Below are 7,972 nucleotides of genomic sequence, written 5' to 3' on the forward strand. Positions count from 1 at the left end.
CTTATAATTTAATAATATCAATTTGAGCCTTCCTGACTCAATTACAAAGTATATAAATATATTAATACTTAATAGCTAGACTTTAGTGGTACAAATAAAAAAACAAGAACATCACAATTCACATTCTGTAAATAAAATAAAAAACACATTAAATTCTAAAAAACAAAAACCACAACCAATTTATTGCTAATTTACTAATGAAATTTAATTAAACTGCACATATATATTTAAATCAATGTAAATCATCCAAAAAGCGTTGCAACTGTTGCCGGATAATTTGATGCTCCAATATAGTCCCACCTCTTTTTTTTGCCAACTCAGCATGAATTAACGCCATATTTCTATCGTCTTTTAGCGCATATAGGTGTGCTAAAGTAGCATCAAGCGCATGGCTTTGTTGAAACTCACTGTTGTTAGTCAGGTTTTCCAATGACCCAATCGCTTCACCACATTGCCCTGCATAACCAAGTGCTATCGCTTTATTCAGTAATGCATGTGCAGATCCCGTTACTTGATACAGCATAGAATACAAACGAATAATCATACTCCATGGGGTGTGTTTAAAATCAGCTGTCATACAATGTAATTGCGCTATTTGTGCTTCAATTAAAAACCGCCCAAGCATTTTTGGTTGATATGCTAAAGACAAAACTAATAACTCTTGCCCTTCACAGATAAGACTTTTGCACCACAACGAACGTTGCTGTAAATCAAGTGAGACAACTTTTCCTTGGCTATCTTTTCTAGCGTTAAAACGTGCAAAGTGAAACTGCATCAATGCCAATAACGCTAAGGTCTCGCCATTAAAGGTATCATCATTAAGTAACAATAGTTTAGTCATGCCAATGGCATCAGCACAGAGCATTTCATTAAATGGCTCTCGTTCACTCGAGCTTAAATACCCTTCATTAAACAATAGATATAAAATGGTGTGAACGGCCTCTAATGACGCATTAAGTTTATGGTTTTCTGGCAGTTCAAACTGACTTTGTGCTAAGCGCTTTTTTGTGCGGTAAAGTCTTTTTTTTACTGTTTCTTCTTTAAGTAACAATGCTCTTGCGATCGCTGCGCTTGATAGTCCACATAACACATTTAGAGCAAACCCAATGCGATTCTCAATATTGATATCACACTGACATACACAAAAAATGAGACGGAGTTGATCATCTTGAATTTGTGATTCAGCAAAGGCATCGTCCAATGAACGTGCTAGGGGAGTGTTACTGGCCTGCCAAGCTATGGTTTGCATGCTATATTGGTCGTGGGTTTGTTGTTTTCGTAGTACATCATAGGCTTGATTCTTAGCTACAGTGAGCAACCAAGCACAGGGGTTATCAGGCATTTCATTTGGCCATTTCAATAATGCCTTATTAAAAGCATCTTGAGCTACATCTTCAGCAAGCTGAATATTATGAATACCAAAGAGCTTGACGAGCACCGCAATAATTTTACGATATTGAGATTTATAGAGTAATGCAAGCTGCTGTTGCCACACAGTGTAATACCTTTGCCGTTCACGTATTAATAACTTAACACGAGAAATCACATTTTGTTATATCTACGATACCTCCCTATTTGTACCTATCACCACTAGCGTGTATTCAGTGTCATAAATAAATTGCGAAGCGATGTAATCCCAACGCTTATTGTTTATCCACTGTGTTGTGTAAACATGCAACTCGTTAGTTAACCTCAGCTCTGGATAAGCGAATTTGCCCAATAAAGCTATTTTTCTCACTCTCGGCGTTGCTTTCATTTGTAATAGCCCGCTATTACTGCATAAAAGCGCCTTGATATTGCACTAAATATCATCATTGGATTATACGTAAGTTTGTTTGCAAAAATTTTCTATTCCAAAACCCTTACCCAAACCTGAGGTTAGTTAAAAACCTTAACAGTCAATCATCGAGCGCCACTTTTCCATAACGCGTAATAGCTTGGCCAAGCTTCTTAACATCACAGCAATGAAACGCATAATAATATGACGCAAGCCGACAGCGGTGCACTGTAAATGAATTGAAAATACATTGACAATATATTGTATGCAATTTATGTTGGGTAGTAATTTAACATCAGAATAGAAGGAAATACTTATGAAACTAAAACTGACTAAGACTCACTTAAAATGTTTATACCAAGAAGGTAAAGGCTTAGGTCATGCGCAAACACCAAAAATAGCTGGAGGTGGCCCAAATTCAGCGTTTTGCGATACAATGCGACAATGCGACGATACACGGTTATGTACTGGTGCATGGAAATGTTGGGATTACACCTCGGGTTGCTAGCTTAATGTAACCTTAGCGCTAAGCGTAGCCAGAGTACACTGGCTACCACAGCCAACGGCCTCACCAATGCAATTGCTTGTCACTATCATGAATAACGAAAACGTCACCTTTTACGATAATAACTGAACGCTCGTAATTTTGATGCTCTATTACAAAAAACGCTCTTGACTCTTTGCTGAGCTGACCAAAAGCCTATAGAGCCAGCTATTAAACATCAGTAAGCGCTTGAATTTTTATTGATAAATCCATTACACTGGGTGCCTCTTTCTATTGTGGAGTGTACGCCGTCATGAACAACTAAGTCCTGTTATCCGAATTCTCATTCTTTTTTTGGATCTACAGGGTTAGTGGGCGTAGCTCTATACCTATTAAATAAGTTCGCGACAGTGTCGCAACATCTCGCATATTGACTACCTCACTGCGCCTGTTTTTATCAGGAGGCTCATTGTGCCCATTTTTAAAATTCATAATCTCAGTTTGCAGCTCTCAGATGGAGACGCCCTTTTTCACAATTTATCTTGGAACTTAACGGCATCGCGTGCAGCCCTTGTTGGTCGTAATGGCATAGGTAAATCCTTATTAATTAAAGTAATTCGAGGTGAGATCCCCCCAACTCAAGGTGACGTGGTTTGTCATACAAATATTGGCTATTTTACCCAGCATCACGAAGAAAAATCGCCCACGTCAACAGTGACCATTGCCGAATTTTTAGGGCTTTCAGCGAGTTTACATGCCTTAGATGCTATCTCCATGGGGAGTTGCGACCCTAAAGACTTTGCCACTGTTGGTGATAACTGGTTATTGGCTGAGCAGCTCAAAACACAACTTAATGCGCTTAATATTAGTACTGATTACTGGCAACACTGCCGTAGCCTAAGTGGTGGTCAACTTGCACGATTAAAATTATGGCAGTTGTTTAACGCCAACCATCAGGCCCTCATCCTCGATGAACCTTCCAACCATTTAGATCTCCAGGGGAAACGGTGGCTGATTGAGCAATTGCTATCATTCAATGGCGCAATATTAATTGTTAGTCATGACCCACTACTCCTGCAGGAAATGACGGAAATTTATGAACTTACTCCCCATGGTTTAACGGCATTTTCAGGCAATTATCACGATTTTTTAGAGCACAAAGGACACCTTGAGCAGGCTTTAAATCAGCAAATTAATCACATAAAACGCGAACAACGTAAGTTACAATTGGCTACACAAACAAATCATGAAAAAGCCCAACAACGCGCAGCACAAGGTAATGCCTTACGTAAGCAAGGTAGCCAAGCAAAAGTATTATTGGATGCCAAAAAAGACCACGCCTCAGCCAATACAAAGCGCCAAAAAATCACGGCCATGCAACAACATGCTAAACTAACACACAAAGCCAATCTACTCCTTGCTAAACAGACCAACACTGTACTTACCCATTTTGCATTAAAATCGCACGTAACCCGCAAAAGAAAAACCTTAATAAGAGCGCTACAACTACAACTCCCGTATGGCACACAATCCACCGTTGATCTTGTCGTACGTGAGGGTGAGAAATGGCATATTAGTGCCAACAATGGCGCAGGAAAATCAACCTTATTGAATGTGTTACAACAAAAAATACCAGCTACGTCGGGCACACTGCAGCTCAACTCAACGACCTTTTGTTTAGATCAAAACTATCAGTTACTCAAGCTCAATCACAGCGTATTAGACAATTTAACTTCGCTTTGTCCAACTCTTAGTATAAGTGAAGCGCGTACCTTACTGGCAGGCATTGGCTTCAAAAAAGACCATGTTTACAGCATTACAATGCATATAAGTGGAGGGCAAAAAATGAAATTAGCTATGCTCATTGTGAGTCATCAACCCAATCAACCTATATTATTACTCGACGAGCCGGATAATCACTTAGATGCTGACGCAAAACACCAACTCGCCAGCGCACTCAGACACTATCAAGGAGCCATATTACTCGTCAGTCATGACCCTGCTTTTATTGCTCATGTAAACATTGACCACACGCTCAATTTATAATTGAGACATATGAATGCAACCAAACCTTCTAAATATAAGCACAGTGTTGGTGTTTTTTGTCACCTGCACTGTGCTTATTATTGTTACTTGTTGCACGCCACACTGATTTTCCATAGATTTAATGCATATAAACCTGCGCAGGTCACGCTGTAAATGCCATACTTATACACTATTAGATATTGTTATAACATGGTGGGGGCTTACACTTTAGTCGTTATTGATATGTGCTCGGTTGTACCTACTTTTAATAAGGTAATTCGAAAAATGGGTATAATGTACACACGCAATACCACCCATCATCATTAAAAAACGAAATAGAAGTGGGTATTCATAATTCTCCCTCATTTGTCTCATATCGTTTTTAATGCTGCAATAATTGGCATTTAATACTGATAGCGTATACTTTGATCATCCCGAACAGGGTAACAACTATGAAAAGAAAACCAGTGCGTATTTGCTCTGTTGCATGGATGAAAAACCGCTATGGAAATATCCGCGCCGTAACCATACTCAATAACGGCCATTGGGTGTTTGGCAGTAAAAATGGGGGGTCGACATATTTAACCCTTATAAAGGTAAAATTGCCCATATTTCTAAAACTGTGAGCGGCGAACAACTCACCAGCGTTATCGCTTTAACGCAAGACAACTCAGGCACAGTGTGGGCTGGCACGCATGCACAGGGTATTATGCGACTTGATATTCCCAACCAAAAGGCCGTTGCACAAAAAATAGCAGGGTTACAGTCTGTCTCCATTTTTCGATTATTGGGGTTGAGCGATGGTCGAATTGCGGTTGGCACGAACAGAGGTGCATGTATCATAAATGATGCATTCTCCCGCTGCGATTTTATTAATAAACCTGATAACCAGCCTTTACTCGATAGTATTACCAACCTATACGAAGATAAGTTTGGAAACCTCTGGGTTGCGTGCCATTTGGGATTATTTAGATTAAGACCTAATGCCACGTTATTTGAACAATATAGCGCCCATAACAGTGATATTAGTAACAATTACGTACTGGGGTTGATCACCAATAAAGCAGATGGGTTATACGTGGTCACATCAACCGGGTTTGATGAAATTCCCAATGCCGATGCAGATACGCCCCAATTTTTTGATAAACAAAACGCGATGGGGCTAGGCTCTTATAAGCCTGGTGGCAATGCATTAATAGACAGTAATGGTCGCTTATGGAGCGGCGCCACAATTTTAGAGTTTGATAAAAGTCAGTTACATCAATATGGCGCAGACGAAGGGGCCAGTATTGGTACAACTTGGCTCGGATCTTATGCGCAAAAAACCAGCAGTGCAATGTTGTTTGGCGGTACCCGAGGCGTGCTCATCGTTGAACCTGACGGCTACAATGCCCCAACCCATAACAGCGAGATTGTGATACGTAAATGGCGACAAGGAGGAAAGACTTATGCCGTACCCACCAATACAGTGCCGACGTTAGACCCTAATGGGCGCACATTCAGTGCCCAAATTGCTGCTATTGATTTAGTGTACGCGAAACACATTACCTACGAATATCGGCTTATTGGTTTAGACGAGCACTGGCTGCCTTTAGATGAAAATAGTCGATGGATCAGTTACACAAATTTAACCCCTGGACATTACCAATTAGAAGTACGTGCACAATACAATAACGTTGCTGGACAAGTTAAACCCCTAAAGCTGCCTATCAATGTTATGCCGGCATTTTGGCAAACCCAGTGGTTTAAGTTACTGATTGCCATGAGTGTTACCTTAATTATCAGTGGGTTGTTTAAATGGCGCATTGATATTGTTAAAGCTCGGGCAAAATATTTGGAAGTATTAGTTGGTCAGCGTACCCAAGAGCTCGCTGCAATTAACAAAATAGGCCGACAATTCACCAGTCATTTAACGTTAGATGAAGTATTTCATGATATTTATGAGCACATGGCCGGAATAGCGTGTGCTGACACCTTTGGTATTGGCTTAATTGATCAAGACAGAGAACATTTGGTCTTTGAGTTTGCAACAGAGCAAGGTATACGGTTTGAAACATACAAGCGCTCTTTGAATAACCTTGGCCAGCTTGCGGTACATTGCGCCATTAATAACCAAAGTATTTTAATCAATAATTATGACCAGCAATTTGAGTTGTATCACCCAAACCCAGACTCAGCTATTCACACGCTCAGCAATGGCAAAACCGGCGCACAAGCGGTCTCTATGATTTATGTCCCAATGAGCATTCAAAAACAAGTCATTGGTGTAATTGGTATGCAAAGTTTTAGAGAAAACAGCTACTCTAAAAATGATATTACCATACTCGAAACACTCGCATCATATGCCGCGATTGCACTTGCTAATGCCAAGTCACATCAAAATTTAATTGAGGTGCATGATCAACTAAAATTCAGTGTAGAGCAGTTAAAAACCACCCAAGAAAAGCTGGTTATGCAAGAGAAAATGGCCAGTCTTGGACATCTGGTCGCGGGAGTTGCTCATCAAGTAAATACCCCTTTAGGCATTGCCATGACAGCGCTTTCAACATTAGATGAAGACTTCAAAAAACTAGAGCTCGATTTCACCAGTAACCAACTTAAACGCCAAACTTTAGAAGTATTTATTGAGCGCTACCAACAAGCCCATGACTTAATGACCCCAAACCTGCACAGAACCGCCGAATTAATTCAACAATTTAAACAGGTTGCAGCCAATAGCAGTGATACACAAATTGGTAAAATTGACTTACATACACTATGCAAACAAGTTATCGCAGTAGCCGCAACACAAGCCCAAACCAAAAACATCAGTTTGTACTTAGACTCTCAAGACTCCCTCCATATTTTCGCCAGTTCAAATTCGCTTAACCAAGTGTTACTAATATTAATACATAACGCGTTACAGCATGCATTTACCGAACAAGCCTCTAAAGAAGTTCGCTTGAGTTACCATCTTATTGAGCAACGTCTCATTATTCGCTGTCAAGATAATGGGCAAGGCATCGCCCCTGAGCTCATTGACAAAATTTTCGACCCTTTTTATACCACGTCCATACAAGATGGCGCAGTTGGATTAGGTTTAAGCATTGCGTACAACATTATTCATCAACACTTCAACGGCACCATAAAATGCTTCAGTGAACTAAACCAAGGTACATTGGTCGAAGTCGCATTGCCCGCTAACGCACTTCTAAACAAACCGGAAACCTAGTCAATAAATAGGCATAACACCAGAAAATATTTCATAAGCAAAACTGTGACACCTTATTGCATATGTGCTATTAAATAGGCGCACGGTACACTGTGCAGTACCAAATAGAACCCCCTTCGGGGAAAGTGAAATAAGTCATGCAAAGGGTTTGCACTATGAAAAAAATGACACAGCGAAGAAGGCACATATGGTTTTTTATGTATTCACAGCAACACGCAGCCCAAATTCAAAATGACAAAGATAAACCTGAGAAAGCGATATCTAAAGCGCCTGAGTCAGCATAGTAAGCCCAACTTACAACGATATTTTTAGTTGCTACTGTTACTTCAACACTAAGCCATAAAAAACGCTCTGTGCCCCTATCCTTCATCTTAAACTAAACCTTCGCCTTTGCCCCACCTTCGTCGCCCTTGCCCCACTTTCGTCGTCCTGAACTAAACCTTCGTTTCAGGGTCCATATTAAAACATATGCAGC

The 7,972-nt window shown here is 40.3% G+C and carries 6 protein-coding genes; 5 read left to right on the plus strand and 1 reads right to left on the minus strand.

All coding sequences use genetic code 11. The features are described 5' to 3' along the window. Positions 1–232: 232 nt before the first annotated feature. Entirely contained in the window at positions 233–1,495 is a 1,263-nt protein-coding gene (locus J8L97_RS21945) for an RNA polymerase sigma factor (protein WP_211052785.1), read from the minus strand. Between the two features lie 598 nt (positions 1,496–2,093). Between J8L97_RS21945 and J8L97_RS21950 the strand changes: the two genes are divergently transcribed. From J8L97_RS21950 to J8L97_RS23885, 5 genes are all read left to right on the plus strand, one after another. Beyond that, positions 2,094–2,285, plus strand: coding sequence for a hypothetical protein (locus J8L97_RS21950; protein ID WP_211052786.1), 192 nt, complete (start codon positions 2,094–2,096; stop codon positions 2,283–2,285). Positions 2,286–2,732: 447 nt separating this feature from the next. Then, a complete protein-coding gene (locus J8L97_RS21955; RefSeq protein WP_211052787.1) occupies positions 2,733–4,307 on the plus strand; it encodes an ATP-binding cassette domain-containing protein in 1,575 nt (524 codons plus the stop codon). Between the two features lie 431 nt (positions 4,308–4,738). Then, entirely contained in the window at positions 4,739–4,912 is a 174-nt protein-coding gene (locus J8L97_RS21960) for a hypothetical protein (protein ID WP_211052788.1), read from the plus strand. Continuing rightward, entirely contained in the window at positions 4,909–7,497 is a 2,589-nt protein-coding gene (locus tag J8L97_RS21965; protein ID WP_211052789.1) for an ATP-binding protein, read from the plus strand. The genes J8L97_RS21960 and J8L97_RS21965 overlap by 4 nt, the downstream gene beginning before the upstream one ends. A gap of 155 nt (positions 7,498–7,652) precedes the next feature. Next, positions 7,653–7,781 carry a hypothetical protein gene (locus tag J8L97_RS23885; RefSeq protein WP_282098575.1) on the plus strand — a complete coding sequence of 43 codons (129 nt, stop codon included), beginning with the start codon at positions 7,653–7,655 and terminating at the stop codon, positions 7,779–7,781. Positions 7,782–7,972 lie beyond the last annotated feature (191 nt).

The organism is Pseudoalteromonas sp. MMG012 (genome assembly GCF_018100875.1).
In the GTDB taxonomy this organism is placed as follows: domain Bacteria; phylum Pseudomonadota; class Gammaproteobacteria; order Enterobacterales; family Alteromonadaceae; genus Pseudoalteromonas; species Pseudoalteromonas aurantia.